The organism is Enterococcus sp. GPZ-007 (assembly GCF_059374735.1).
In genome coordinates, this window is record NZ_JCAFYN010000016.1 from 43,819 (window position 1) to 69,537 (window position 25,719).

Annotated in this window: 26 protein-coding genes; 9 read left to right on the forward strand and 17 right to left on the reverse strand. The window is 40.5% G+C overall.

Going from position 1 to position 25,719, the window contains the following annotated elements; translation table 11 throughout:
- From AC4J95_RS10200 to AC4J95_RS10240, 9 genes are all read right to left on the reverse strand, one after another.
- Positions 1–1,341 (reverse strand): PTS sugar transporter subunit IIC, encoded by a 1,341-nt coding sequence (locus tag AC4J95_RS10200; protein ID WP_494549796.1) that lies wholly within the window; start codon positions 1,339–1,341, stop codon positions 1–3.
- 169 nt (positions 1,342–1,510) lie between these two features.
- The gene (locus AC4J95_RS10205; protein WP_494549797.1) at positions 1,511–2,215 is read right to left on the reverse strand and encodes a GntR family transcriptional regulator; all 705 of its coding nucleotides are present in this window, start codon (positions 2,213–2,215) and stop codon (positions 1,511–1,513) included.
- Between the two features lie 111 nt (positions 2,216–2,326).
- A complete protein-coding gene (locus tag AC4J95_RS10210) occupies positions 2,327–3,760 on the reverse strand; it encodes a glycoside hydrolase family 1 protein (RefSeq protein WP_494549798.1) in 1,434 nt (477 codons plus the stop codon).
- A 682-nt stretch (positions 3,761–4,442) separates the two neighbouring features.
- The gene (locus AC4J95_RS10215; RefSeq protein ID WP_494549799.1) at positions 4,443–4,979 is read right to left on the reverse strand and encodes a hypothetical protein; all 537 of its coding nucleotides are present in this window, start codon (positions 4,977–4,979) and stop codon (positions 4,443–4,445) included.
- Between the two features lie 86 nt (positions 4,980–5,065).
- The gene (locus AC4J95_RS10220; RefSeq protein ID WP_494549800.1) at positions 5,066–5,617 is read right to left on the reverse strand and encodes a DUF2716 domain-containing protein; all 552 of its coding nucleotides are present in this window, start codon (positions 5,615–5,617) and stop codon (positions 5,066–5,068) included.
- Between the two features lie 320 nt (positions 5,618–5,937).
- A complete protein-coding gene (locus AC4J95_RS10225) occupies positions 5,938–6,225 on the reverse strand; it encodes a VOC family protein (protein ID WP_494549801.1) in 288 nt (95 codons plus the stop codon).
- Positions 6,226–6,582: 357 nt separating this feature from the next.
- Positions 6,583–7,941, reverse strand: coding sequence for an FAD-dependent oxidoreductase (locus AC4J95_RS10230; RefSeq protein ID WP_494549802.1), 1,359 nt, complete (start codon positions 7,939–7,941; stop codon positions 6,583–6,585).
- Positions 7,942–8,094: 153 nt separating this feature from the next.
- Positions 8,095–8,670 (reverse strand): ECF transporter S component, encoded by a 576-nt coding sequence (locus AC4J95_RS10235; protein ID WP_494549803.1) that lies wholly within the window; start codon positions 8,668–8,670, stop codon positions 8,095–8,097.
- Positions 8,636–9,043: a DUF4430 domain-containing protein gene (locus AC4J95_RS10240; protein ID WP_494549804.1), complete on the reverse strand. Its 408-nt coding sequence runs from the start codon at positions 9,041–9,043 to the stop codon at positions 8,636–8,638. Before AC4J95_RS10240 ends, AC4J95_RS10235 begins: the two co-directional genes overlap by 35 nt.
- A gap of 632 nt (positions 9,044–9,675) precedes the next feature.
- On the opposite strand from AC4J95_RS10240, the gene AC4J95_RS10245 reads away from it, so the two are divergent.
- The gene (locus tag AC4J95_RS10245; protein WP_494549805.1) at positions 9,676–10,623 is read left to right on the forward strand and encodes an alpha/beta hydrolase; all 948 of its coding nucleotides are present in this window, start codon (positions 9,676–9,678) and stop codon (positions 10,621–10,623) included.
- 263 nt (positions 10,624–10,886) lie between these two features.
- On the opposite strand, the gene AC4J95_RS10250 is transcribed toward AC4J95_RS10245, so the two are convergent.
- Positions 10,887–11,726 (reverse strand): HAD family hydrolase, encoded by an 840-nt coding sequence (locus tag AC4J95_RS10250; RefSeq protein WP_494549806.1) that lies wholly within the window; start codon positions 11,724–11,726, stop codon positions 10,887–10,889.
- 101 nt (positions 11,727–11,827) lie between these two features.
- Entirely contained in the window at positions 11,828–12,034 is a 207-nt protein-coding gene (locus AC4J95_RS10255) for a hypothetical protein (protein ID WP_494549807.1), read from the reverse strand.
- A gap of 418 nt (positions 12,035–12,452) precedes the next feature.
- Here AC4J95_RS10255 and AC4J95_RS10260 point away from each other — a divergent pair, with 418 nt between their 5' ends.
- The 4 genes from AC4J95_RS10260 to AC4J95_RS10275 all read left to right on the forward strand — a co-directional run bounded on the left by AC4J95_RS10260 (position 12,453) and on the right by AC4J95_RS10275 (position 13,685).
- Entirely contained in the window at positions 12,453–12,656 is a 204-nt protein-coding gene (locus AC4J95_RS10260; RefSeq protein ID WP_494549808.1) for a DUF1659 domain-containing protein, read from the forward strand.
- A gap of 12 nt (positions 12,657–12,668) precedes the next feature.
- On the forward strand, positions 12,669–12,881 hold the full coding sequence (locus tag AC4J95_RS10265) for a DUF2922 family protein (RefSeq protein ID WP_494549809.1): 213 nt from the start codon (positions 12,669–12,671) through the stop codon (positions 12,879–12,881).
- Positions 12,882–12,949: 68 nt separating this feature from the next.
- Positions 12,950–13,351, forward strand: coding sequence for a hypothetical protein (locus AC4J95_RS10270; protein WP_494549810.1), 402 nt, complete (start codon positions 12,950–12,952; stop codon positions 13,349–13,351).
- Between the two features lie 172 nt (positions 13,352–13,523).
- The gene (locus AC4J95_RS10275; RefSeq protein WP_494549811.1) at positions 13,524–13,685 is read left to right on the forward strand and encodes a peptidoglycan amidohydrolase family protein; all 162 of its coding nucleotides are present in this window, start codon (positions 13,524–13,526) and stop codon (positions 13,683–13,685) included.
- Positions 13,686–14,047: 362 nt separating this feature from the next.
- On the opposite strand, the gene AC4J95_RS10280 is transcribed toward AC4J95_RS10275, so the two are convergent.
- The 5 genes from AC4J95_RS10280 to AC4J95_RS10300 form a co-directional block, all read right to left on the reverse strand.
- On the reverse strand, positions 14,048–15,529 hold the full coding sequence (locus tag AC4J95_RS10280; RefSeq protein WP_494549812.1) for a sialate O-acetylesterase: 1,482 nt from the start codon (positions 15,527–15,529) through the stop codon (positions 14,048–14,050).
- A 159-nt stretch (positions 15,530–15,688) separates the two neighbouring features.
- Entirely contained in the window at positions 15,689–17,080 is a 1,392-nt protein-coding gene (locus AC4J95_RS10285; RefSeq protein ID WP_494549813.1) for a glycoside hydrolase family 1 protein, read from the reverse strand.
- Between the two features lie 3 nt (positions 17,081–17,083).
- A complete protein-coding gene (locus AC4J95_RS10290; RefSeq protein ID WP_494549814.1) occupies positions 17,084–18,499 on the reverse strand; it encodes a PTS transporter subunit EIIC in 1,416 nt (471 codons plus the stop codon).
- 250 nt (positions 18,500–18,749) lie between these two features.
- On the reverse strand, positions 18,750–19,595 hold the full coding sequence (locus AC4J95_RS10295) for a PRD domain-containing protein (protein ID WP_494549815.1): 846 nt from the start codon (positions 19,593–19,595) through the stop codon (positions 18,750–18,752).
- 17 nt (positions 19,596–19,612) lie between these two features.
- Complete coding sequence (locus tag AC4J95_RS10300; RefSeq protein ID WP_494549816.1) at positions 19,613–20,095, reverse strand: PTS sugar transporter subunit IIA; 483 nt, start codon at positions 20,093–20,095, stop codon at positions 19,613–19,615.
- Positions 20,096–20,641: 546 nt separating this feature from the next.
- On the opposite strand from AC4J95_RS10300, the gene AC4J95_RS10305 reads away from it, so the two are divergent.
- The 3 genes from AC4J95_RS10305 to AC4J95_RS10315 are packed head-to-tail and all read left to right on the forward strand — an operon-like array spanning position 20,642 to position 23,786.
- The gene (locus AC4J95_RS10305; protein WP_494549817.1) at positions 20,642–22,027 is read left to right on the forward strand and encodes a PTS transporter subunit EIIC; all 1,386 of its coding nucleotides are present in this window, start codon (positions 20,642–20,644) and stop codon (positions 22,025–22,027) included.
- Between the two features lie 18 nt (positions 22,028–22,045).
- Positions 22,046–23,092: an ADP-ribosylglycohydrolase family protein gene (locus tag AC4J95_RS10310; RefSeq protein ID WP_494549818.1), complete on the forward strand. Its 1,047-nt coding sequence runs from the start codon at positions 22,046–22,048 to the stop codon at positions 23,090–23,092.
- Positions 23,073–23,786 carry a GntR family transcriptional regulator gene (locus AC4J95_RS10315; protein ID WP_494549819.1) on the forward strand — a complete coding sequence of 238 codons (714 nt, stop codon included), beginning with the start codon at positions 23,073–23,075 and terminating at the stop codon, positions 23,784–23,786. Before AC4J95_RS10310 ends, AC4J95_RS10315 begins: the two co-directional genes overlap by 20 nt.
- A 573-nt stretch (positions 23,787–24,359) precedes the next feature.
- On the opposite strand, the gene AC4J95_RS10320 is transcribed toward AC4J95_RS10315, so the two are convergent.
- Complete coding sequence (locus AC4J95_RS10320) at positions 24,360–25,052, reverse strand: MurR/RpiR family transcriptional regulator (protein ID WP_494549820.1); 693 nt, start codon at positions 25,050–25,052, stop codon at positions 24,360–24,362.
- A 39-nt stretch (positions 25,053–25,091) separates the two neighbouring features.
- Here AC4J95_RS10320 and AC4J95_RS10325 point away from each other — a divergent pair, with 39 nt between their 5' ends.
- Positions 25,092–25,709 (forward strand): AAA family ATPase, encoded by a 618-nt coding sequence (locus AC4J95_RS10325; protein WP_494549821.1) that lies wholly within the window; start codon positions 25,092–25,094, stop codon positions 25,707–25,709.
- Positions 25,710–25,719: the final 10 nt, after the last annotated feature.

Below are 25,719 nucleotides of genomic sequence, written 5' to 3' on the forward strand. Positions count from 1 at the left end.
TTAAATAACGAAAAATGAAAACCCACAAAAGTGGGGATTAACTGCCAAATATTGGTCGCCAATCTCCACTTTCCATAGTTCTTTCATCGCTTTTTTGGGATTCGATTTTTTGAATTTCAGAAAACTGGACTTTTTCAGTGTCCCCAAAAATGGTGGGGTTGTCCAAGGAATCGTCACGACGCATGGATTCACTAGACCCGCCGCTGTCGCTAAGTACCCAATGACTGTTCCGACAATCGGAGATAAAACGAATGGAATGATCATTGGTAAATTGAAGACGATCGGTAATCCGAATATCACAGGTTCATTGATATTAAAAATATTTGGACCCAAAGCCAGCTTAGACAAATCTCTGTATGCACGATAGCGACTGAAAATTAGAATCGCTAGAACTAGTGCGATCGTAGAACCGGTCCCACCCATCAACGCGCCGTATACTTGGTGAAACGCGGAGTTGATAATATGAGGTGCATGTTTGCCAGCGGCTGCCGCATCCATGTTCTCATTCATATTCACCATCAATAGCGGATCTAGGATCGGTCCAGTGATCACCGATTGATGAATACCAAATGAAAAGAGCAAATTTCCAAGACAAACTAAGATCAAGTAACCAAACAGTGATGTTCCTACTCCACGTAATGGTTCTTGGATGAAGCGCTCAATGATCGCCATAAAGTCATTTCCAGTTAATTGAATCAAGAATGAAGCAAAGGCAAATAGTGAAACCACAATAATCAAAGGAATCATCGTATTGAAGGATTTGCCAACTGCTGGCGGTACGCTGTCGCCTAAATTGATCTTCAATCTTTTCGAGCGCGTGAGACGAATATACATTTCCGTCGCTAACAGTCCAGTGATGATGGCAGCGAAGACGCCTTTTGATCCGATATTGCCATAACTGATGACCCCATTGATTTTCACGGCAGTCTCAGCATCGATCGGGGTTGTCTCGATCATCATCGGCAGCAGGGTCAAAAATGCTGGAACAACAGCGATCACTACCCCAATTGGATTATCGTACTCTCTATTCTTTGCGAGAAAATAGCCAATCGCGATCACAAGGATGACGCCTGTGATGTTCAGTGTCGAGTTGGTAATAATGTTTCCCCAATTTTGCCATGTCGACATCGTTCCTTCGCTAATAATATCCTTGAACCAGCCCGAAGGATCTAGTACGACCGAGTTAATTAGAATAGCAATACCGGCTAAAATGAATAAAGGCATGATCGTAGCAAACGAATCCCGTAATGTCCTCAAGTAAATCTGATCGCCAATTTTTTGAGCGGTTAAAACAAACTTTCCCATTAAAGCTTCCCTTTTTTGCTTTTTATTCTCATCCATTAGTTGAACCTCCAAAATTATTTACAGCTGCGCGCTAACTTTAGATACATAATACCACCTGTAAACGTTTTTGTAAACACTTAAATAAAATAAGTATACACTAATTGTTGTTTTGCAAAAAAAAGACTCCACTTAATGTTTACAAGTGAAGTCTTTTTACTTTCCTTATTTAATTAATATCCGCCACGATCTTTCCTGATGTATAGGGGTATCTTGTTTTAGATAGGTCAAAGGGCGTGCCGTCATCAAAGAAAACGACCTGATTGGTCTCCAGAATCGGCTCTCCTACTTCAATGCCGAACTCTTCACTATCTAGTTCATTGGCCTTAGAAGCAATGATCACACGTTGGGCAGCACTGATGACATAGCCTAACTCATCTCGAATATAATTATAGATCGAACCCTTCAAGATTTCTTCATCCAAATCCCTTATGTACTTCAACGGCATCACGGAGGTTTCGATACTTCGTGCATCCTCAGCGACATACCTTACGCGCTTGATATCATATACCGGATCTGTAGATTTAATCTTCAGCTCCTCTGACTCATACGTCGTTGGAAAGCGCACATCAAAGCGAATGATTTTGCTGGTAACATCTACTCCTTCTTGTACGGATGTCCCGAATACGCTATTGATCTGCGTGACATTTTTATTGTTCTTTTTGATATTGCTTCTAACATATGTCCCAGACCCCCGCCGTGTGTAGAGTAAGCCTTCATCAATCAGCATCTGAATGGCTTTTCTGATAGTTACGCGACTCGTATCATAGGTCTTGGCTAAAGTCTCTTGATCTGGTAATAATTCGCCTTCCTTATAATCACCTTCAACAATTTTTTGCTTTAAGGCGATTGCGATTTCTTTGTATTTAGGCATGCTTACCGTCCTCCAAAATTTGTATATACTTATATAATAATAGATCGGATTAGATTTGTAAACTACCTATACAACTATGAAAAACTGAAGATCCCACCAAAAACAATCCTACTATTTCTTTGGATCAATCTGTTGAAGTAACTCTTTTCCAATCTCCACTCCATTTTGTTTCGATACCTCAGCGAACCAATGCCCAGATTTCTTGATGGTTCTTGTTTGGGTATGGATATCATTTGAGATAAAGCCATAGCGGTTTCGATAAGCATTCCCCCAAGACCAGCAATCAATCGGGGTCCATAGATGGTAGCCAAAGCAATTAGCACCTTCATCGATCGCCCTATGCAGCCAATACAAGTGTTCCTGAATGAATTGGATGCGATAATTGTCCTCGATCATGCCTGATGCATTCAAATATCTTTCTTCTCTCGAGACACCCATCCCATTTTCCGAAACAAACCACTCAATGTTCCCATAATTATTTTTGACATCCATCGCGATATCATAAATAGCTTTCGGATAGATTTCCCAGCCCTTATCGACATTCATTCTTCTGCCAGGCATCTCGTACTCATCATAATAATTATCAGGCATCCAGTCGATCGTCAGACTTTTCGGAGAAACTTCCGGTGCCTTCACTCGATGGGGATGATAATAGTTCAATCCTAAATAATCTACTAGATTTTCTTGGATGATCGCGTACTCTTCTGCCGAAGCATCAAACATGACACCGTCTTCTCTAAAAATGTTCATTAATTTCTCCGGAAAGTATCCCTTTGTCGAAGCCATCATAAAGAATTGGTTCAACCACATGTCCGCATACTCTGAAGCCGCCAAGTCCTCAGCCGAATTCGAAGCCGGATATGGCGGCGTCAAATTCAAAATGATCCCAATTTTCCCCTTAGGATTCCGCTTGGTTTGTCTAAACTTCCGGACCACTTTTGCGGATGCAAGCTGCAGATTATAGGCAACCTGAACAGCCTTGGGACCATCTACTAAATTTGGGTAATGAAACTGATGGAGGTATTCACCTTCAACGATGACCATCGGCTCATTAAAGGTGAACCAATCCACGACACGATCTGAAAATAATTCAAAGCACTTTTCAGCGAATTTCACGAATAACTCGCCAACGTGCTTGGATTCCCAGCCGCCATATTGCTGATAGAGTTCGATCGGCAGGTCAAAATGATGCAAATTCATCACAGGCCGAATCCCATTTTTAATAAACTCATCAATCACACGATTATAAAATGCTGCAGCTTCAGCATTCACAGTCCCGGCTTCAAAATCATCGATTAGACGCGTCCACTGGATCGAGGTTCTGACAGAATTTAACCCAATCTCCTTCATCAAGCGGATATCCTCTTGGTAATTGTTGTAAAAATTCGATGCCGTATCTGGCCCTACTTGATGATGGAATTTTTCCGGTTCAATATCATACCAATAATCAAAAACATTCGCATGTGCCTTTTTAAAACGCCCTTCACTTTGAGGCCCAGATGTCGCGGCTCCCCACCAAAAATTTTCTGGAAAATCTAATTTCATACTACACACCTTTTCTTTCTTTTTTGAAGTCCCTCGTTAACAATTACGCATAAACTTATTGACTAAGAAACAATCATTAGTATACAATTTTGTTTTAGTATACACATATTTAATAAAAATGTATACTAATTTTCTGAATAATTTTTGGTTGCCTTGTATTTGGTGAGAAGGATTTATATAAACGATGCGCTGGACCAACAGAAGTTCGATCGTTTTTCTCATAAAAAATCCGATTGTTACTTCCAAAGAACTTTTGGATTTTATTGTCAGTTCAATCTTTATTTACCTTTGAACATCTTGTGATGCGAATCTATGTACTAAAACAATAAAAGATGATTTATCGTCCTTAATGATTTAGCTGAAATAATGGCTACTTTCACCAAGTGTGCGGAGCAAGAAATAGCTTATCGCGGGTTGTACGATATTAATTGTGATGATTTTCTATATATCGCTTGTATCATTAGCGAGCGAGGTAGTAGTCAGCGCCCCCCAGCCTCTATCAGGAACTTACCGGTTCTCCCCCTTTTAAAAAAATGGCAAAAATCAAAAAATTTAGTCCAGAAGCCTATTATTATTTTGTGACAACACAAGAGCTTAACTTGTGATACTGGAAAAATAGGTAGACTCAAAAATCCCCCAGCAAAACTCATCCTGCTGGGAGAAAATGTCTTTTCTAATTTGATCAGTTATTTCCGTTTCTCACTATTCCTTGAAGATCCTTCTTATTTGCTGGAAAGAATCTCCCAAAAGGACCGTCATATTCATTCCCCTCTAGGTCCTCAATCCAGCCGCACTGCGAGCATTCCATAAGGATTACTTCAGAATGATCCTCGCAAACATTTTTAATATATCGAAGTTCCATATCTGGGGTAATCGGACAATCTTTGCCAGAGTATATCGTTATCATATCCCATAAGGTACTACTAATTGACATTGCGATGGTGCTCACACTTCCAAAATCATCAAATATCATCCTCCTCTTTTTCTCCATTTCTAGAGAAATATCAGGATTTGAAACAATGTATTCTTTAGGATCTATAGCCATCAACTCTAGTAGTCCCCAGTCATTCTTAATTTCTTCAGTAAAATATTTTGGGCGCTCTTTAATAAAGTTCACTAAGGATAAATAATAGCTATAAAAATCTTTTAGATTATCAGGATCATCATAGATTGCTTGGAACTCCTTCGACAACCTTATGAGGTATTTCTTTTTACTCATTTTTTTAACATCCTTTTATTTTGCTAGCGTTAGTTTTAGTTGACTATTTAATATTCTTATTGGAAATCTCGGTAACAATATCCTTTTTACGTGCTACTTTTTCCATTACGCGACTCAATCAACACAAATCCGAGATAATTCGCCTTCTTTTGAATTTCTTTTCTCAATTGCTCGCCATAGACAAAGATATGCTGGCGCCATGGGTCAGTCAGATATCCCCAAGAAAAATCCTTAGAAAAGAATAGATAGTAATCTCCGTCAGGATAAAAATCAGGAAAGTAAGCATAATATCCATTTTCAGAATCCTTTTCATAAGGAATGAATGTAGGGTTTTCTTTACGTGTCTTTACTTTCGGATAATAGTCATAGCAGGTATGCTGCCAATCAAGAACATACATAGATTCCTGATCCTTTAAGCAATTACAAAATACCTTCTGGATCGTCTCATGCCAGTTAGGATCGGCATCAGCAATAAGTCCTACAGCTTGACAATTGTAAAGATCGTAAGGCTCCTTTAACACATAGCGAGCCTCTTTTGCATAATAATCAGGTTCGAAGGAAAAGCGTTGATAAACGATTTCCCAAAGTTTCCTTGTCAGTTGTTCTGAAAGGATTTCCCATTCCTGTTGATGTTCCATGTTATACCTCTTTTATGATTTTTTAGCAATAATATGTGAATGACATCTTCTACTATAAAATTACAACGCAAAAGCAGCAAACGTCATCATTTCATATTTTCCCTCAAATAGAAATTACCACTAACCTTAGAATAACCCGTGTGTCATACCTGAAAACTAAAAATACCAAAATGCATAGCTTATACTAATGGACTAACTATACCATCTAAAAGGGTTTGCTAACTGTGAGTTTTAACTATCATTTCCAGAATATACGTTGGCTACTCTTTAACTCCAACCGTAAATGGTCGTACAGAAAGCGATTGCATTCTTTCTATCCATCAGACTTTTTTCTGAACAACAATAATGTTCCACACGATGCCATACTTATCCTTGACCGCGGCGTGCAGCGGACTATAGAAAGCTTCGGTCGGCGGCAGCAGGACTTCGCCGCCTTCTTTCAGTTCATTGAACATTTTGGAGCCTTCTGCTACATTTCTTGGATTGATGGTCAGGTGCATATTATTGCCAGTTATCACGGGCTTTGCGACTTCATCCGCAAAGGTCATGGGTGTGCCAAACAGCTCCATTTCGCCATGCAGCACATAGTTGCTGACATCTTCCTCCACACCGATCGGAACATAATCATTGTATCTCAGGATGGTTTTCTTCTCACCAAAAAAACGGTTTCATAAAACTGCATAGCCTCTTCACATTGACGGTCAAATACAATATATGGTGTCACCATGACAGATTCCTCCTCAAAAAATAGTCTTTTTTTCAGTATACCATCCATAGTCTCCTCAGCTATCAAAAAATCGGGAATCTTACCCTTACACAAAAAAATGGGCGCAACCCTGAAAGAAGTCGGCTTAACTAGCCAGCTGCACAAAAAATCGGAGCAGATGGTTCTGCTCCGAAAAAGGTTTGCTTTTGAGGATCGCTTTCTTTCTGTGATCCGCTTTATGTTAAAAGAATACCTGTCACTAGGCTTTATTTTCCTGTTGCAGTGCCTTTAGACCCGCCATATTCAGAAGGTTCCACGGCGTGTCGAACTCTGGTTGGAAGAAGAAGTCCGCATAAGCTAGCTGCTCGATGGTGAACTTCGTTTGGATCGCGATAGAGATTGCATTGATATTCGCAGTCAGATCTTTTTTCGACATGATTTGCGCGCCTAGGATCGCCAGTGTTTCTGGATCATAGACCAGCTTGAAGAGCATCCGCTCTTTCATATCCGCTGGAATAAAGTCCATCAAGGTGTCTTGATCTAATAAGACAGATTTCGTCTCGATCTTTAGACGGTCTGCCATCTGATCGTTCAAACCAGTCGAAGCAAACTTATAGTCAAATACCCGTAATGCTGATGAGCCCTGCACTCCTGGGAATGGATGGTTGGCTTCAGTTAGGTTTTTCACAGCGTAGCGTCCTTGACGACGGGCGTTGGTTGCCAGCGCGATATTGACCGCTGTCTGACCTGGATTGTATTGGATCAAGGTAGCATCACCGACTGCGAAAATATCCTCGGCACTTGTCCGCATATATTCATCCGTCTTGATCATGCCGTTTGGATGCATCTCAACCGCGTCCTTCAGCCATGCTGTATTGGGTCTGACACCGGCAGACATCACGACTAGTTCAGCAGGGTACTCCCCTTTATCGGTTATGACCTTGCTGACTTTGCCATTTTCACCGACAAATTCAACGACTTTTTCTTCCATCGCTAGATTCATGCCGTTGTCCGTCATTTCTTTTTCCAAGATTTCAGTGAATTCCTCATCAAGATAGACACCTAATGGACGCGTGATGATATCCACCAGTGTGACCTTTTTGCCTGCTTTAGCGAAAGCTTCCGCCGCTTCGATCCCGATATAGCCGCCGCCAATAACGACCACGTTCTCAATATCTGGATCAACGGAATGCAGCTTCAGATCAATCGTGTCTTGACGACCGCGCATTGTTTCGATATTTTTCAGATCATGACCAGGAACTGGCAGAATAAATGGATTTGCCCCTGGGCTAAGAATTAATTTGTCATAGCTTTCCTTGCGAGTTTCCCCGCTGACATGATCGAGCACTTCAACTTCGTGTTTCTCAGGTATTACTTTGGTAATTTCAGTATTGGTAAAAACGCGAACCCCGCGTTGTTCCATCTCTTCGGCTGTCATGTAACGAATGGAATTGACATCCTTTACGACTCCTTCGAGATATAGTTGCGTGCCTCAACCCATGAATGAGATAAAGTCGCCTTTTTCGTACCACTGCACTTCCGCTTTGGGATGAGTCAATAGTAACTCTTCGACTGCTTCATAGCCGCCGTGTGAAGATCCTAATACAATAACCTTCATCAAAAATCCCTCCTACTAATTATTTAATACCCTTTTATTGTAACGTACCCTATATGGAGAAAGACATTTATTAGCTCAGGAAGGGAAAGCGGTAAACAAAAACACCTGCGAGATCAATCATCGCAGGTGCTTCAGCTTTCTGGTATCAACGTATTACTTTTCTTTACGCCATCGCTGGATCGTTTCCGTCAATAATTTCTTCAAAATAGGAGCCAACAGAATGTAGAAAACCACATTTCCTGCGGCGTGCATCGTATCCACGGGAATTCCGGCTAAATAATAGGGTAGAAAAGCCGATATTCCAAGAAATGGCGCTTGGATAGCCGAAATAAGAAAACCAAACAGCAGGCCAGTGATACCGGCATAGATCGCCTGTATCAGAATACTCTGTTTGAATTTTGGTACCTTTCTGAGCAAGCCCGTCAGCAGCATAATTAGAAAATACGTCGCGACTTGAGCGATCGTCCAGACACCCATCCCCATATAAAAGTTTGTTATGAGGATCGACAGCAGGCTGACCAGCAGCCCTTGATAGGTCCCCCAATAAATCGTGATAATCAATAGGATCGCCGTAACTGGCTGCACATTCACAATAAATTGAAAGAACGTACGACTAACCACACACAAGGCGACAAACATCGCCAATAAACTTAATTCCTTTACTCCTAGCGAAAATGTCGAATAAACAGTTCGTTTAGAATTGTTCAAGCTTGAACACCACACGATCATCCTTCTTCAAGGTAACATCCTTTGCTCCAGTATTCACTTGTTCGTCATTGATGGTAAATACCCAATACTTGTTGGCCTTGGCATCCTGAGCATGACCGTCGATCGATGTGATCATACCATCATCGTCTTCAATCTGATAATTCTTCTTTAGCACATCAAATAAATTCTGATCTTTCTTAAAAGTTACCTCTTTTTTCGATAGTTCCTTGTCTCCATCTAATAATGTAATACTTGCTTTTTGTTCGTTCTTCTCACTACTTGATACCTGTTCCTTCGCTGAGCTGCTGTCTGCAGAGTCCGCCTCTTTAGATGTGCAACCACCAAAAACCATTAAACTTACCATTAGTGCAAAAACTAGATTTCTTTTCTTCATCGTCCTATCCCCTTAAATTAAAAAATTAAAATAGCACCCAAAAACAATGGGTGCCAAAAAAAGCAGAAACAAACGCCCCGATATTGCTTGTTCGAATCAACCAACACTAGTATCTGACTTTGCCTGACGCATCACAGTAGAAAGGGACTGCAAAGGATTCTCACCTTTTTCCTAGTTGCTGATTGAAGAATATTTACTTGTCGGTAACAATACTTATTTCATCCAAAAAAAAATCCCCATCGAATAAAACAGTCTTTCCATCTATATCCAAAATAACAGATTTATCCTCTTAAAGAAACACTATCCGACCAATCTTTCAGTCGATTACGGTATAAAACAAATAAGTAATAGGAAATAGGAGAAAATTGCTTTTTTGGGTGAATATCTATTATTGAAAGAGATTCTGACAGACCTTAACTAAAATAGGAAGCCACTCGCGGTAAATAGAAGCCCGTACGTTTTCATTCTAATCATTTTTTATTCTTGTGTTTACTATCAGTATACCATGAGTAACTATCTCACAAATTATATCTAGAAGTGGGAAGTTAAATAACTACTGAACAAGCCAATCCTTTGATAATGATAACGTTTGCGATTATGATGACTGTTGAATCAAGAAAGTGGGAATAGCTATGACAAAAAGAATCTCCTTAGAAAAATCAGCTTTAGAATTTAGTATTGCGAACGAAGAAGAACCTTTTATTTATCAGTTACCCGTTGACGAGGCACGCGCACTATTAGAGCAAGTCCAAGATTCACCCGTAGAAAAATTGGCCGCTGATATTCAGGACGAGACTTGGGAGCTGGGGGAATACGGCAGGATCAATGTACGAACAGTCAAACCAACGGATGCGACTGAGAAGCTTCCGGTCATTTTATACATCCATGGCGCCGGCTGGGTATTAGGCAGTGCCCATACTCATGACAAATTAGTACGTGAATTAGCCGTGCGAACCAACTCGATCGTCTTCGTTCCTGAATATGATCGCTCACCTGAAGCAAAATATCCTGTAGCGATCGAACAGAGCTACGCGACACTTTTGAAATTAGTAGAAAACGCTGACGGAGAGTACGATACCGACCGGATCACAGTTGCCGGTGATAGCGTTGGAGGGAATATGGCGACAGTCCTCACCATGCTGGCTAAAGATCGAAAAGGACCAAAAATTAACCAACAATTACTTTATTATCCAGTAACGAATCACGCCTTTGACACCGATTCGTATAATCAATTTGCGACGGATTATTTCTTAGCTAAAGAAGGTATGAAATGGTTCTGGAATAATTATTTGGCGGAGGGGCAAGACTCAACCATAAAAACCATCTCCCCTCTGCAAGCAACCAAAGAAGATCTGACCGGCCTTCCAGCCGCTATGATCCTTAATGGCGAAGCCGATGTATTGAGAGACGAAGGCGAAGAATACGCCCGCCACCTGCGAGATGCCGGTGTGGATGTCACGCAAATGCGGTTCCAAGGGATGATCCATGATTTCGTCATGGTTAATTCTATGGATAAGAGCAACGCGGCCAGAGCAGCGATGGATGTTTCCACCGATTGGTTGAATAAACGAAACAAGTAACAAAATGAAAAAAGATCGCGCAAAAATGATTTTTTGCGCGATCTTTTTTATTACTTTCTAGACTATTACTCGTAAAAAGAGCCCTACTCCCTCGCTCTAACCAATCGGCCAAAACCAAACAGCTCTCATTTTTTCCAAAAAATCTACAAATAAAGTGTAAGCATCGATTCGTGGAATGACGGAGTCGATACTACAATTTGGACACAAAGCTGTAGTATCCGGTTCCCCATCAATCCATGCTTCAATGCTCTCATATTCGAAGATCAAACCAAACTAAGCTTCTCCAGCATATGCGCGATACCATCTTCGCTAGAGGTGAAGGTGATCTCATCAGCGACCGCCTTTAGATTATCATGAGCATTTGCCATCGCAATGCCTGTTTCAACCGCCTCAAACATTGGGATATCATTCTCACCATCGCCGAATGCCAGACAGTCCAGTTTCTCACGCCCAATGTGCTCTAACAGTGTTTCGATCGCAGTCTTTTTATTGATATTCTTCAGTCCAATCTCGCCACTATCCGGGCCAAAGGCGGGAACCGTGCTGCGCAGCATGTGGAAGTCACCGTCATATCTGGAGTGAATCACTTCATACGACACAGATTGATTGATGAAGGACACCTTATTGACATCCTCAGAGTCAATGCGAGCTGGATCTTCAATCAGAAGCTCTAAAAACCAACTAATGCCCTTTATTTTTTCTTGACCCTCGATTGAATTTTCAGGTAAGCCATTCAAGGCTAGTTGAATCAAGCGGCTTCGCAGATTAGCACTTGCGAATATGCCTTGGTTAGACTCAAGATAGTATTCCACACCATTGTCTTCTAAAAAAACGATGAGCTTCTTCAATTCCTCAGAGTCAAAAACCTGATGAAGAATCACTTCTCCTTCAACTTCGCAATAGCCCCCGCCTGCTCCTATCATCCCGCTAATTGGTAAGCTTAATACCTCTTCAGGTACCTCCGCCTTCGAACGCCCAGTACATAAAAAGAATTGATGCCCCTTCTGGTGCGCCTGCTTGATTGCCTTCTTAGCACTTTCTGGAACCGTCCCGCTATCGTCACACAATGTTCCATCAATATCTAAAAATACGATTTTCCCCATTCCACTTCTCCATTCTAAAAAACCTACTTAGAATTTAGCCCTAAACAGGTTTTCATTCCAATACTCTCTTTCTGTTCGGAAATTCACAAAATGCCTGATAGTTACACATTATAAATGGAAAAAGCTGTTAATACCAGCTTTTGTCGTACTTTTTTTATAACCACATTCACCTTTGAAACAGACATCGCCATAATTTCTCCAAGAGCATAGCACGCGACATCGAAATTCCAAAAAAGTCTTTCCGATTGGCTACTTAGAATCGTCACAATACCTAAAACAAACCGAATAACCTGAAAAATCTCCTTCATTTAGCATTCTCTCACTTTCAATTAGTGTTTTTTCTATCTCTGGCGCTTTCTTTTTGTCGTATGTTCTCAAGGAAATTGGGGCACTATTTATTAAGAAAAGATTAAGTAAAACAAGAATTTAAAAAGCATTTTAGAAAGCGTTATCTTCCTAGATTGCTGTTAAATCAATATTTATCTCTAATGCATAAAATACAAAATGTGGCAAAGCGGGCAAAATTGTTTTAGCCTATGAAAATTGCATACTCATTTCATTTTAATGTAAGTAAAATCCCGGTACTAAGCGATTCCTAGAAAAATCGCGATGAAAACCGTGCAATTTTGCCCCCTAAATGTAATTTTGGCCGTTTTGACCGAGTTTGCGTTGTAGCTTATCGTTTAGTCACCGGCCGGAACAAAAAATCAAACAGGAGGAATTCAAATGATTCAACACATCGGAAACAAACTACAAGTAGAAATCGACGCAGGCGGAGAGAAAGTGAAGAAAATCAGCTTCCAAAATGTGATCGAAAATCCAAGTGAAGAAAAAGTTTTGGAGTTAGGTGAGATCATGAAACAACTATCTGTCGAAGGCAGCGAGCTATACGGCGTGGTGTTAACCAGCCAAGCACGCTACACCAAATAAGGAGGAATTTAAATGCTAAAAATCGTCGCAACATTCAAAAATAGTTTTGGCAAAAATCAAATCTGGAGCTTCAACGACCCAGACACTACCAAAACAGACACTGAGATCAAAGGTCTGCTGGAACGTATGACAGGCGTGAAGCTTTGTCAGAAAGACGGTGCGGAACTCTTCCACACGGTGGAAAGCGCCAAGTACGTCGAAACGATTGAACGAATTATTTTCTAAATCAACGCCTGAGGAATGGCGGTAACGCGGCCGCCCTCCTCTACTAAAAAAAGAGAGGATGAGAACTTATGATGATTGTACAACCCCTGTCGTTCCGACAGCTATTTAACTTAAAACCAAAAACCTTAGAAACACGAATCACCGACTTTTATCAAGCAACTCAAAACAGCAGTATCACGATCCAATACATTTTAGCCACAAAGGTACGCAATCAGCTGGGAGCGACGGAGTTTGATCATTTTCTAAAGGATCTCGTCCGTGAACTGTTTATGAACACGAAAGCAACTCGCTCCATGAAACGCTTCTTCCACTATTTTGAGGATTACTTTATGGCACCCGAGTGGCAGACCTTGAGTTCGAAAATTGTACCACAAAGAGTCTCACCACGAAGAAACTTCGGCGAGAAAGTCGTGTCAAAAGTCCGTTCCTTCTTTTCATTTGCCCGTCCCGAAGAAACCAACGAACCTTGAAAGAATAAACTTTAACAAATAACCTACGCAGAAAAAAGAGAAAGGAAAAAGAGCAATGGCTCCACAGGATCAGAAAGAAAAATAAAGAAGGACCCACTGAAATTCCGCGGGAATAGCCTTTTCGCGATTACACTCGATCATTGACAATTTCATCCTGCGTAGGGGAATCCAGATGCTAACTACTGAAAATGCCCTGCAATACGGCCTGAATTTACGGGGCAAGGTCTGTCACTCCATGTCCAATCGACTAGGGGTTCGTTCGATGGATTGTTCTAGTTTTATTTTTCGAGTGTTGATTGAGGCGGGGTTTCTAACCAAAAATTCCTATATCTGAAATAGGGAAACACTCTTCAAATTGAATGGCACATTATTAGAAGAAATCAGCCGCTCCGAGGTATGGCGAGGAAATCTGTGGATTGCCGGACATGAGAGCGTTTCTCTGGGATCAGCTGTGCCATCTCAGAGTGCGTAAAGGTTATGCAGGCCAGATGAAATAAAGGACGATTGTAAATTTTGAAGAAGCGAAGAACGCTCCCTGCGAACAAGGCTGCAGGGAGCGTTCTTTGCAATAGCGGTCATCATTTCACCAATCGATGAAAGTTTCAAAGTCTAATTCCTTTAAACGTCACTTCTAATATTTGACCAGCATTTTAAACAATCAGTTCGGCTGTTTCAATCGATCGACCGCTGTCACTACTAAATACTTTCATTTGGCTGATTCCCATTTTTTTCAAAATAAAAGGGTGAGACTGGATACCCTATTTCATTGAATAAAGTAACTTCCGAAGCATTGTTCCAAGCATAATAAATATTGGTCAACTGGGATTTAGAGCAAATGATTAAGCGATTTCCATCGATCGTAATACTGTTGATTTCTTGATCTCCTTGAATAGCATGCAGATCAGTCGATCGAATGACTTGTGTTTCTCTTATCTCTATAATAACTTCATTTTTAGTCCACGAACGCAAGCTTGCAGTGGGACAATTTTTGTAATGAAAACCTTCAATAATCTCTCCAATTCGTTGACCTAATACAGATTTTTCAGTTGGGTGGATATCATCAATGTCGCCACAATCCAAACTGGTAATCAGATATCCTTGATCAATTTCTTGTGCAACCTGCTGCTGAGTTTGCCGAACAGTTGGCCAATCATGACCCGGACGGTCTTCGCAGACTGGTAATTGGACGATATAAAAAGGAAGCTCTTCTTTTAAATCTTTCCGCCACTGCTTGATCAGCAAATGCAGCAGTTCATAGTAGAGATGACTGTTTTCCGTATCTTCCTCCCCCTGATACCAAATAACTGATGAGAAGGTATAAGGAACGATGTTCTTGAACATCTGCTGATACAATCCGCTCGGGCGTGTAAATAAATAAGGATTCGCTGGAGGAGGCCACGGAGAGTGTCCGAATTGTTCTTTGAATTCACGAAGGGTCAGATTTGGCTGTTCTCGCATAATCTTCTCTCTATTCTTGTAGAACTCTTCGGATTGTTTCCAATAATTTGCTAACTCCGTTTTCAACATCTCATCATCTTTTCCCTTGATCGCTTCTTTGTAGGGACTTAGAATATCTTGGGTTATTGCTGGACTTTTCACCAAATACTCTTCACTGATCCAGCAGCTTGCACTTGTTCCTCCTTTACTGCAATTGACTACTCCGATCATTCGGTCAGGAAACTTTCTGCGATGCTCCTTCGTTGTATAATAAGCGATCGCAGACATTTCCTTTAGATTATCCTTGGTAAGCTTTTGCCAAGATTGCTCGACAATAGTCTCAGGTAACTGCTTCTTACCATCGTCATAATCAACTTGGGGAACATTATTGAAGAACAATCCTTCCTCCGCTAGTTCTTGTTGTTCTTCAAGGAAGTGATCTTCATTTTCCATGCGAAAATCCATATTGGATTGTCCCCCGAACAAAAACACATCACCGTATCGGACAAAAATTTCTAGACACTCATCATTAGAAATGATCCTTAATGTTGTTTCTAAGTTATATGGCTGAGCAGGAACTGTAAATAAGAATGAACCCTTGGAATCGCTTGTTTCCTCAAGCTTGGCATTGCCAAACAAAAGCTTGATACTACAATTTGGCTCAGTTTTTCCGCTCACATAATGCGGTTTCCCAGCCTGTAAAACAGCATTTTCCGTGAGTAAATGATTTAGTTGAAGCAATCGGTCCCCTCCTTTCCAGAGTGACTCAAGTTTTTCTGTCGTCTACTTGCCACCTAATCGTTTTGGCTGCTAGAGTCTGTTTGTGCTTCTGTATCTAATTTTCCTGCTACATCCTCTGTCTACGTTTCTCCAAGAGAAAGAAGCACCTGACTTCTTATATCACAACTCTTCACCATTACTTTCAATCACCTGCTTGAACCAATCAAAGCTTTTCTTTTTGTAGCGTTTCAAGTCCTTCAAATCTGTTTCATCACGGTTGACATAGATAAAGCCATAGCGTTTTTTCATTTCGCCTTTTGAACTTAAAATATCAATGGGGCCCCAAGTCAAGAAGCCAAAGCAATCCACACCATCCAGATCGATGGCCTTTTTCATCTCTTGGATATGATTACGGAAATACTCGATCCGATAGTCGTCTTCCACCGTGTTCTGTTCATTTAGTTTCTCAATGACACCCATTCCGCATTCTAAAATAATCACTGGGATTTTGTATCTGCGGTAAATATCATTTAATGACGTTCTTAATCCAATTTCATCGATTGTCCATGACCATTTGCTTTGTTCCAAATAAGGATTTTTTTCCATATTATTTGTCATCATAGCCACAGCCATTTTTGAAAGCTCCTCCGGTGTTGTATCATCTGAAGTCTCTTCTGAAACTAGCCGAGAAGAGTAATAACTGAACCCGATATACTCAGCAGTGTTCTCTTTAATTAATCGCAGCTCATCTTTGGTCATTTCAGGAAGAATATCTGCTTGTTCCCACACCGCAAGTGTCTCAGAAGAATACTCTCCGTTAACAATCACATCCAACGCAGCAAAATTTGACATTTCCTGGATTTTTCGAGCTTTGTTTACGGTAACTGGATTACAATCAGTCGGATAGAATGGGGCATAATTGATCATCCCGCCTACCTGTGCTGACGGATTCACCTGTTTGACATATTTTCTTAAAAATGCCCCAGCTACATGGCTATTGTGCACACTTTGAGTCGAGCGTCTATTTCTACTCTTACTGTCATTTTCAGGTAGATCCTTTGATGAAAAGAGCATGGAGGAATACATCAAAGCGTTTTGTTCATTCATCGGAAACCAATATTTCACCTTTACTCCTAATCGATCCACAACGGCGACGGTGAACTTTTTGAAAGCTTCAGTGAACTCTTTTGACCACCAACCGCCATATTCCTCTACTAGTTTATTCGGTACATCAAAGTGGTGCATACATATGATTGGTTCAATGCCGTTGGCGATCATTTCGTCGACGACAGATTCGTAAAAATCAAGTCCCTTTTCATTGACCTCATCATCGCCTGCAGGCATCACTCTTGCCCAAGAAATTGAGAAACGATAAGCAGTCATCCCCAACTCCGCAAAGAGTTTGATATCTTCTTTGTACGTATGGTAAAAATCAATTCCGACTTTCCAATCTGAATACCCTGGTTTTACTTCTCTCACATCATAATTTGAAAGACCTTTTCCGTCTTCATTCCAAGCGCCTTCTGTTTGCATACTCGACACTGAGCCGCCCCATAAAAAATTTGTTTTCAATCTTTATGCCACCTCTACGTTCTTTTCTTTTGAATCTTTACTATAAGCAAACACCATTCCTAAAACGAAAGTTACTACGCAAGAAATAGCGATACCAATACACATGTTCACGAGATTCATTGAGTTTGGCCCAACATATCCCGGAAGCGCCAGCAGTCCTGCTGTTCCTGTTAAGGCATATGCATAAGTTTTTGTGATTCCAATATATAGCCCTCCAAACAGACAACCGATCATTGATGAATAAAACAATTTCTTGTTTTTTAAGCTAAACCCAAATAATGCAGGTTCCGATATCCCAGCTATCAATGCTGTGATCACACAGGTCAAGGCGGTAGAACGTTCCTCAACATCTTTTGTTCTGATAGCAACAATCAAGGCAACGATTCCTTGGTTGACAGTGTAAAGAATAGCTCCGGTGAACAGAAGCGGGTCATACCCGACTGTCGTTAACATCGTAAAACCAATAGGTAGGATGGCGGTGTGCATCCCTGTCAAACATAGTAAAATGTACACTGCACTTGTCACTCCTACTGCTAGGAAGCCGGTCGTGTTGTATAACCACATAATTACATCTGCTAAATAAGAGCCGATGATCGATCCAAGCGGAGCTAATAGGCAGAAGGTCAAAGGAATCATAATCAAAAGAGTGACAACCGGCACTGCCATTGACTGCAAAACCTTAGGTGTATATTTCGTTACATACTTTTCTACATAAGATAAGATGAAGGTAGACAAGATCATTGGGATGATCGTACTAGAATAGTTCGCCGCAAATACTGGCAACCCATATACGGACAGCGGCGTTCCACTAGCAACGGCTTCTAAAAACTGCGGATGGATCAGTGAAGCGCCGATCAACATCCCAAACCCCATGTTTGCACCAAATTTTCGCGCGCCCGTTGCCCCAACAAATACTGGAAGGAAATAAAACGCGGCGTCTCCAACGAGTGACAAAATGACGTAGGTTGAACTTTCAACCGAGATCAAGCTGAATTGTGTCAAAATCAGTAAAATTGCTTTTAACATCCCACCTCCGATCAAAAGTGGTAGCAATGGTGTCATACATCCTGAAATGGCATCGAAGATCTTTCCTATACTGAATTTGTTCTTTCCTGTCTCTTCAACTATCTCGTCACTGGAGATTTCTTTTTTATTTTCATAACCGATTTTTTCACATATTACCTTATAAACCTCACCAACATGCTGACCAATAATAATTTGAAACTGATCGCCCTGCCATTGCGAACCAACAACCCCCCTTGTTCCGTCTATTGCTTTTTCTTCAATCAATCCCTTATCCTTCACATTGAAACGTAAACGAGTGATGCAATGAGTAAAAAATGAAATATTCCCTTTTCCACCAACTAGCTCAACTAAAATTTCAGCCAACTCATCGTATTTGCTGTTTTGGTTTGACATTCTCTTTTCTCCTCTTCTTGATTTCCTATTTTGTGATAAACGAACAATAAATTCTTTTTTGATAAAATACACTTATATATTCAATACACGCGCGTATGAATTGATACCTAATGAAAAAATCCGTTAAACCTGATTTTGCATGATTGATAAATTTAATGCTGCCAATGAAGAAATCCTCTTCACTATTTCTACAAAAAAAACCAAACCAAAAAAGTAGTAGCGTCTACTTTTTTGTGTCTGGGTTAAGCCCTTAGCGGTAACAATGCTCACGAGCACAAAGTCTATTTATATGTAGAATCAAGTATAAGATTTCTTCTTCATTGAAGCGGTAATTGCGTTTTTGTAAAATGTAAGCATCGACCAGCTTTGCACACTCATAAACGTTCGGAAAAGATACTCTCAAATCATCAAACATGGCGCGGTTATCTGATATGATGCTCTGGCCATCTTTTCCTCTTTTTAACAGATACTGCAAATGCGAAACGAATCGGGAATAATTAAAGCTGTCCTTCTCGATTTTGATTGAAAAGAACTCTTCAATAATATCGGTGATTTCGTTGATGATGGTTTCATCATCAATTTCTTCTGTCTGCTCGTCGGTATTCTCGATTTTTATTCCTTCCGCATTAATTATATGTAACGCGATTCCAGTAATTTCTTCCTTCGGCAATTCAATACCGATTTTTTCTTTGATTCGTTCCACGGCTAGTTTCCCGATTTCAAATTCTACTGGGTATAAGTGCTGGACATCATAATAGACGGGCATTTTGATCTTCATGTTTTCTTTGTATCGTTTCACCGAAAAATTGATATGATCCGCTAACGTAAAAATGATATTCGAATTCGTCAAGCTGTCCAATTTACCTTGAGCATAATTGACGATCTCGATCGCTATCTCGAAAATACTCTCTGGAATCAAATTGATCATCTGAACAAATTGGGGATCGACATCGTAAAACGTTCGCTGGACTTCTGATATTTCTATCTCATAAGGCGGCTTCTTAAAACCAATCCCCTTTCCAAACGCGATGATTTCTTGGTTGTTGCTATCTAGGCAGATACTTGTATTATTGTTGATGTTCTTGATGACCCTCAAATCCCCCACCACCTTCTCTATTTCTTGATCGTGATAAGCGGCTCTTCATAATCGACCACTTTCTCCTCTTGTAAAATTTCCATTTTGAGTGAATCACCATTTGTAATGATCATAGGGGTCGTTAGGTCGATCCCTTGACTCTTCATAAAGGCGCGATCAATTTTTAAAATTGGCTGACCTGCAACTACTTTTTGATGAGCATCGACTAAGAATTCAAAACCTTCCCCATTCAAATTGACTGTATCTAATCCAACATGAATCAAGATTTCTGCACCCAAGCTGGACGTTATACCAAAAGCGTGTTTCGTAGCAGCAATCATACTGACTTCGCCATCACAAGGGGCCTTCAAAATATCTTTCTCTAGGATAAATGCGATTCCGTCACCTAACATTTTATTCGCAAACATCTTATCCTTGACTTTGCTTAAGGAAATTGTCTTTCCTTTTGCTGGAGAACCAAGAACCTCCCGAGTTACTTTCTTTTTCAAAAAATTAAACATCTTCTCACCTCATAAATATAAAAAAACTCCCTGAGCAACCCAAAAAACACCATAGTTAGTGTTTAAGGAAAAGCCTCAGAGAGTAACAAACCTTAATTTATGGTTAAACTATATAACGCTTACAATGATTTGTCAATCAGTATTTTAATAAAATAATAGTTGATAGCACATTTGCACGATAATGAAGCTGTCTAGTTTGCCCATTGTTATTTGCATCTCGTTGTTTTTATTTATTCTATAAAAAAAAGAAATTTTCAATCACTATTTGGTCAAAAAGCAATCGCACTTCTGATTATTCTTCAAAATTTCGTATTAAAAAAGATATTCCCACGAATCAAATCGATCTCTAAAAAAAACAAAAAGCCTTGTCTTGTAGCGGTTTATAGCATGTTAGATGATTTAACCCGCAAAACTATTTCAAAAAAATAAAAATGATTGCGTTTACATTGGAGATCTTCTGTTGTATACTCTGTTAAAGGATAAGACGTTATAACGTCTTATCCAATATCGTGATTACTAATTTCAAGATAAGGAGGAAAAAGTGTTATGGAAAAGACCGATGTTTTGGCAAAACAATTATTAAAACTCATGGGAGGTTCGGAAAATGTCCAAGCGATCACTCATTGTGCCACCCGGTTAAGGCCACAATTTATTGATCGAAGGTTAGTAAAAACAAAGGAAATTCAGGATTTAGATGGTGTTACTGGAATTGTTGATAAAGAATCGGGTTTCCAAGTAGTTATTGGAACGAATGTTGAGGAAGTGTATGATGCCTTTATTCGAACGTTAGACACCCAATCTTCCCCTGCCTCAGAGAATCTGAAATCTGAAGCAAAAGAAAGACACTTATTAAATGATTTTGTCGCACTAGTAGTCAGTATCTTTTCACCTTTATTACCGCTACTGGCTGGGTCAGGGTTACTTCGTGGTTTTACGATTTTGGCGAATGAGTTGGGCTGGTTATCTACCGAAAGTACTACGAATCTAATGCTGACTCTCGCTGCGACTTCTGTTTTCTATTTCTTGCCATTATTAGTCGCAGTAACATCAGCAAATCGTTTCAAGACCAGCCCTTATATTGCTGTAGCTATTTTAGGGGCATTGATCATGCCTGATTTTATTAATCTGATTCAAGGGAACGGCGGAAATATGATTCAGCTATTTGGACTTTCAATCCCTGTCTTTAATTACACCAGTCAAGTAATCCCGGCAATTTTGACGGTCTGGTTGCAATCAGTCATGGAACACTTTATGAAGAAAAAATTGCCTAATAGTTTACACATGATCGTGATTCCAACAATTTTATTATTCGTCTTGGTTCCTGTGGCTGTCTGCGTATTTGGACCTCTTGGGAATTATTTAAGCATCGGAATTGCCAATATCGTTGGCTGGTTAGCGAATATTAACCAAATCGTGACAGGTGCGGTGATCGGTGGAATTTGGAATATTTTGATTATGTTCGGAGTCCATTGGGCACCAAACACGATGATAATCATTCCAGAAATTGCTCGAACAGGACACTCTGCCTTTATCGCATACGGCGCTACTGCCAATCTGGGAATGGCTGGTGCGGCGTTTGCTATCTTCTTACGGTCTCGAAATCAAAAGCTTAAAACCTTTTCCTTAACAGCAATCACCTCTGTCTTTCTGTCAGGTATCGTTGAACCAGCTATTTACGGATTAGGTGTTAAGTTTAAAACACCTTTGATAGCCGGATGTTTAGGCGCTGCACTTGGTGGTGCGTTTATGGGGGCTTTTGATGTTGTCGGAAATGCCTTTGTATTTGGCGGTTTAACAACGATTCCGGCATTTGCAGGGCCTACTTTATGGGCTTATATTATTGGCTTAGTAATTTCATTTTTCGGCGGAATGGTCTTGACCTTTTTATTAGGCGTCAAAGATCCCGAAGCAGAAATGACTAAAAATAGATAAAAGAGAGGAAAAATTATTATGACTTTACAAACAAAAATTCTTGGAACTTTAGCAATGGCAGCAATCGGAGATGCGATGGGAGCTGCTACAGAAAATCTATCTTTTGATCAAATTCGCAAGCTTTTTGGAGAAGTGACGGAATTAAAAAAACCTGGTGAAACAGCTTTTGCATTAGGAAATGAGGCCGGACAAGTCACGGATGATTTCTCACAAATCTACTTCTTATGTAATGAAGTCTTAGCGAATAATGGAAAGCTAGAAAAAGAAACGATCATCAAAGCGATGTTGGCTTGGTCGGATGTTCCGAGGTACTTTGATCGCTTCGCCGGCCCCACCACAAGAAGTGCTATCGCTATGTACAAAGATCCTTCTTTGACAATGAAAGCTCTGCCTGGAGCTGTCACCGTAGACTATGCGTCCAAAGCAACAAATGGCGCAGCTATGAAAATCGCTCCAGCGGGAATTTTGTGCCCAAATAATATTGAAGGAGCAATCGAAGCAGCAATAGCCATCGCTCAAGTGACTCATGATAACTCATTAGCTATTTCAGGAGCATGTGCTGTGGCAGCAGCGACAAGTGTCTCTTTAGCTCCTCATGCTACTATGGATGATGTGCTGGCGGCTGGATTTTATGGGGCTGTTCGGGGAGAAACTTTAGCCAAAGAAGTCTCACGGGAAGTGGCAGGACCGAGTGTTGTGGAACGTATTCAACTAGCGTATACTATTGTTAATGGTGTTGGAACGAAAGAAGAACGATTGCGTCAACTTTCGCAAATCGTTGGCAGCGGGCTGCATATTTCGGAAGCGGTTCCTTGTGCTTTTGGGATTGTGGCATTGAATAAAGAGAATGTGATGCAAGCAGTGATCGATGCGGTTAATATTGGATATGACACGGATACTATCGCGACGATCGTCGGCTCAATGGTAGGTGCTTTTGCCGATCAATCTGACCCGTACTTCCAATCTTTATTTGAAAAAGTTCAATCTGCCAATGATTTAAATCTTGTTCAATTAGCAAATTCATTAGCGGATGTGGTGAGGTTTCATGAAGGGAAACAGTGTTAAATATTTAGCAATATATGAAGAATTAAAACAAGAGATTATTAACGGGGTGTACACTGTTGGCGAAACATTCCCTGCAGAACCCGAGTTGCAACAACGTTTCAGTGTGAGTCGCATCACGGTGCGTAATGCAGTGAAGCTCCTTGTAGATGAAGGATATTTGCAGCGGATTCACGGAGTTGGCACGATCGTCCTGAGCCAAAAGGAATCCCTTCAGTTGCAAACTTTACTGAGTTTCACTGAAGAGAACAATGATCGTGACGCGCATTCATCCTTATATTCCTTTACTGAATCGATGGTTGCAGACCCAACGGTTTGTTCTCATTTGGAACTGCCAAAAGGTGCTAGGGTCAGCTGCCATGAGCGAACGCGCTGGGTCGATGGTATCCCTATCAGTTTTCAAAGGGTCTATTGTCCTTCGTTCATTGAGTTATCTGCCGATGAACTGGAGGCTCCCGACGCTTCCTTATACAAGTTGTTACGGGAGAAAGGTTTTGTAGTAACAAAAGCACAAGAAACGATCGAGTCAGTAGTTTCAGATAAACATCTAGCTGAACGCTTAGACATAGAAGAAAACAAACCCTTATTATACGTTGAAAGGGTAACTCGTGATCAAAAGGATCGATTGATTGAGTATACCGAATTCTTCTATCGTGGAGATCGCTATCGTTATAATATACAACTACAAGTTCCGTAAACGAAATTAAACGTTCTTCTACCCTTTTGGTGGAAGAACTTTTTTTTGCAAGAAAGACTCTGAAATTCAAACTTCCGAATCAACTGATTCTCTTTGAAAACATTACTTGACTTTGCCTTGTGTATTTACAATCTGTGTAAAAAAAATTCCAATACGAGCCTCCCTGCTTAGAAGAAATTGTTCGACCATAAGAGCACAAAAAGTTATGATTAAAAATAACTAACTCAGTAAACATAAAATACAGAAAGCGTCCACCGATTATACGCATCGGATTACGCCTATTATACTTATCTCAAATTTCTTCGTTATTTAAGCTGCCGTTAAGCTTTACCAGCTATCTTGTACCCAACCCTATTAAAAACTTTTTCATTTTGCCAGTTGCTTCGGTGACTGGCAACTCCTTTGTTACTCTACAATAACATTTCTAGTCGCTGTGAAAACAGCGGCTTTTTTTCTTGTGTCGTAAACTCGTTTGCAAATTTCTAAACATGTTCACAACACGGGGAAACCACTTACATTTGGCTATTTGCCATTTATACTGATAAGTGAAGAAACAGTGGCCACATCGTTCTTCTAATCAAAGATAGATCTTAACGCTTCGCTTAATAATAGTTCGAATTGATTCAGTGTTGTTCCAAAGAAAAGGTTGGGCTGGTACTCAGATAAGACGCGTGGAGCATAAGTCTCCGTACTGATGGTCAAGGTTGCCAGCTGTCCAATGGTTGATTTTTTTTCGCCAACAAAAGCGATCAGATCGATATGATGGTCCTTTGCCATTTGAGCAAGATCAGCTAAACGGAAAGTATCGCCTGAGTTAGAGACAATAAAAATCAGAACGTCCTTTTCAACGTTTTCCCGCAGGAACTCCAGATGACTATTCGCCGTTGCTCGAAAACCATAAAGATTCAGTGTTTCAGAAAAATGATTCGCGATATTTTGCGAAAAGCCTGAACCTAAGATCATGATCCGTTTCTCTCGATAATCCGTTAGCAAGCGGACAAACGTGTCTCTTTCCTCATCTGAGAAATTCTTAGCCAGGTTGGTTGTTACTGGTTTACTTCCATACGCGAAGACCAGCTCACTATAACCAGAATAGCCGATTTTTTTCGCCATATTGACGATGGTCGCCGTTGAGACATAAGAGGCTCTGGCGACATCGCGAATCCCTAAATCTCTTAGTGAATCACGATTTTTATCCATAAAACGCAAAACGGCTGCTTCTGAATCATTCAACTGATATTTATCAATTAGCGTTTCAGTATCCATAAGATCCACCTCAAATTCTTTAGTTAGGAGTATTATAGCATGACAGAAACTAATTTTATCCAAGACCCATGGGCAAAAATGACTACCCGTAACGGCCTGCGAGGAGATGAAATCATCTCAGCCCTGCAAAAATCAATCCGTCGCGGAAAAGAAAAAGAGGCCTGCGAATTTGCCTATGAAATGTACATCACCTCCCCTCAGTTCGAAGAGAAGCTATGGCGACGTTTATTGGCCATCAGCGTTGAGGATGTGGGAATGGGAAATCCGTTAGCAGCAATCATGATCAATTGCTTTAATCAGATGCGCCAAGAATTTCAATATAACGAGTCTGACCGGGCGATGTTTTTCTTTCATGCCATTCGTTATTTGTGCGAATCAGAAAAGGACCGTTCATCCGATCTGCTTAAAAATATCGTGATAAAAAGCTTTGCCATGGGCTATGTCCCTGAAGTTCCAGACATCGCACTGGATAAGCACACCACGCGCGGACAGGAAATGGGGCGTGGTTCCGAGCATTTCCTACATGAAGCAAGCAAAGTCATTCCCCAAGCAGAGGTCGACAATGACTACAAAGAACAGTATGAAGAGATCATAAAAAAATATGACCCAAATCATGTAGTGCCAAGTGCCTTTGTATTCAATCCTTGGCAAGTATAGGAGGAAGCAT

Excerpts from the sequence above, each read along its gene's own strand:
- AC4J95_RS10200 (WP_494549796.1), bottom strand. The coding sequence starts at position 1,341 with ATGGATGAGAATAAAAAGCAAAAAAGGGAAGCTTTAATGGGAAAGTTT.
- AC4J95_RS10205 (WP_494549797.1), bottom strand. The coding sequence starts at position 2,215 with ATGCCTAAATACAAAGAAATCGCAATCGCCTTAAAGCAAAAAATTGTT.
- AC4J95_RS10210 (WP_494549798.1), bottom strand. The coding sequence starts at position 3,760 with ATGAAATTAGATTTTCCAGAAAATTTTTGGTGGGGAGCCGCGACATCT.
- AC4J95_RS10215 (WP_494549799.1), bottom strand. The coding sequence starts at position 4,979 with ATGAGTAAAAAGAAATACCTCATAAGGTTGTCGAAGGAGTTCCAAGCA.
- AC4J95_RS10220 (WP_494549800.1), bottom strand. The coding sequence starts at position 5,617 with ATGGAACATCAACAGGAATGGGAAATCCTTTCAGAACAACTGACAAGG.
- AC4J95_RS10235 (WP_494549803.1), bottom strand. The coding sequence starts at position 8,670 with ATGATCGTGTGGTGTTCAAGCTTGAACAATTCTAAACGAACTGTTTAT.
- AC4J95_RS10240 (WP_494549804.1), bottom strand. The coding sequence starts at position 9,043 with ATGAAGAAAAGAAATCTAGTTTTTGCACTAATGGTAAGTTTAATGGTT.
- AC4J95_RS10245 (WP_494549805.1), top strand. The coding sequence starts at position 9,676 with ATGACAAAAAGAATCTCCTTAGAAAAATCAGCTTTAGAATTTAGTATT.
- AC4J95_RS10250 (WP_494549806.1), bottom strand. The coding sequence starts at position 11,726 with ATGGGGAAAATCGTATTTTTAGATATTGATGGAACATTGTGTGACGAT.
- AC4J95_RS10255 (WP_494549807.1), bottom strand. The coding sequence starts at position 12,034 with ATGAAGGAGATTTTTCAGGTTATTCGGTTTGTTTTAGGTATTGTGACG.
- AC4J95_RS10260 (WP_494549808.1), top strand. The coding sequence starts at position 12,453 with ATGATTCAACACATCGGAAACAAACTACAAGTAGAAATCGACGCAGGC.
- AC4J95_RS10265 (WP_494549809.1), top strand. The coding sequence starts at position 12,669 with ATGCTAAAAATCGTCGCAACATTCAAAAATAGTTTTGGCAAAAATCAA.
- AC4J95_RS10270 (WP_494549810.1), top strand. The coding sequence starts at position 12,950 with ATGATGATTGTACAACCCCTGTCGTTCCGACAGCTATTTAACTTAAAA.
- AC4J95_RS10275 (WP_494549811.1), top strand. The coding sequence starts at position 13,524 with ATGCTAACTACTGAAAATGCCCTGCAATACGGCCTGAATTTACGGGGC.
- AC4J95_RS10290 (WP_494549814.1), bottom strand. The coding sequence starts at position 18,499 with ATGTCAAACCAAAACAGCAAATACGATGAGTTGGCTGAAATTTTAGTT.
- AC4J95_RS10300 (WP_494549816.1), bottom strand. The coding sequence starts at position 20,095 with ATGTTTAATTTTTTGAAAAAGAAAGTAACTCGGGAGGTTCTTGGTTCT.
- AC4J95_RS10305 (WP_494549817.1), top strand. The coding sequence starts at position 20,642 with ATGGAAAAGACCGATGTTTTGGCAAAACAATTATTAAAACTCATGGGA.
- AC4J95_RS10310 (WP_494549818.1), top strand. The coding sequence starts at position 22,046 with ATGACTTTACAAACAAAAATTCTTGGAACTTTAGCAATGGCAGCAATC.
- AC4J95_RS10315 (WP_494549819.1), top strand. The coding sequence starts at position 23,073 with ATGAAGGGAAACAGTGTTAAATATTTAGCAATATATGAAGAATTAAAA.
- AC4J95_RS10320 (WP_494549820.1), bottom strand. The coding sequence starts at position 25,052 with ATGGATACTGAAACGCTAATTGATAAATATCAGTTGAATGATTCAGAA.
- AC4J95_RS10325 (WP_494549821.1), top strand. The coding sequence starts at position 25,092 with ATGACAGAAACTAATTTTATCCAAGACCCATGGGCAAAAATGACTACC.